At 74.5% G+C, this 1,064-nt stretch carries 1 protein-coding gene and 1 pseudogene; both read right to left on the reverse strand.

The genetic code is table 11. The features are described from left to right. Positions 1-268, reverse strand: a pseudogene (locus tag NBM05_RS15255) (3-oxoadipate CoA-transferase); the annotation flags it as partial. Next, positions 265-951, reverse strand: coding sequence for a 3-oxoacid CoA-transferase subunit A (locus NBM05_RS15260; protein WP_254169188.1), 687 nt, complete (start codon positions 949-951; stop codon positions 265-267). The pseudogene NBM05_RS15255 and the gene NBM05_RS15260, both read right to left, overlap by 4 nt. Positions 952-1,064 lie beyond the last annotated feature (113 nt).

Here is a 1,064-nt window from a genome sequence, read left to right on the forward strand (position 1 = left end):
CGGGGATCTTGCCCGCGTTGATCAGGTCGGGGTCGATCTGGTCGCCGTGCGCCTCGGGGCCCATCCCGAGCATCCCGTTCTCGGTGTGCAGGGTGACGCCGGCCGCGGGGTCCAGGTGGTCCGCGACCCGGGTGGGCTGCCCGATCCCCAGGTTGACGAACGCGCCGCGCGGGATGTCGGCGGCCACCCGGCGCGCGATCCTCCCCCGGTCCAGCGGCTCCTCGGCGGCGCGCGGGACCGCGAGGCCCCCGATGCTCTGACGGCTCATGCCCTCGCTCCTTCCTCCGAGGCCACCGGGACCTCGACGACGGTGTCCACGTAGATCCCGGGCGTCACCACGGCCTCGGGGTCCAGCGCGCCGGTCTCGACGATCCGGTCGACCTGGACCACCGAGCGCGCCGCGGCCGCCGCCATGATCGGGCCGAAGTTCCGCGCGGTCTTGCGGTAGGTCAGGTTCCCCACCCCGTCGCTGACGTGGGCCTTGGTGAGCGCGACGTCGGCCGCGATGGGCAGCTCCAGGACGTAGTCGCGTCCGTCGATGCGCCGGGTCTCCTTGCCCTCGGCCAGCGCGGTGCCGAAGCCGGTGGGGGTGAAGAACCCGCCGATGCCGGCGCCCGCGGCCCGGATGCGCTCGGCCAGGTTCCCCTGCGGCACGACCTCCAGGCGGATCCGCCCCGCGGCGTACTGCTCCTCGAAGTGCCACGAGTCGCTCTGGCGGGGGAAGGAGCAGATGATCCGCTCGACCCGGCCGAGCTGGATGAGCCGGGCCAGCCCGACGTCGCCGTTGCCGGCGTTGTTGTTGACCACCGTGAGGCCGCCGGCGCCGTGCTCGATCAGGGCGTCGATCAGTTCGACCGGCTGCCCGGCCACGCCGAACCCGCCGATCATGACGGTCGCGCCGTCCTCGATGCCGCGGACGGCCTCCAGGGGCGTCTGGACGAAGTCGGTCATCGGCGGTCTCCTCGGGCTCGGGTGGTGGCGGGTCGGACGGTGGCGGGGCGCGCGGAGGCCGTGCGGGGTCCTCTCGAGGGGCCGGGCGCGGAGCGGCGGGCGGGCCTGACGGG

Source organism: Rothia santali, from assembly GCF_024199905.1.
GTDB classification, from domain to species: Bacteria; Actinomycetota; Actinomycetes; order Actinomycetales; family Micrococcaceae; genus Rothia; species Rothia santali.

Coding starts and splice junctions, on each gene's coding strand:
- NBM05_RS15260 (WP_254169188.1), bottom strand. CDS start 951: ATGACCGACTTCGTCCAGACGCCCCTGGAGGCCGTCCGCGGCATCGAG.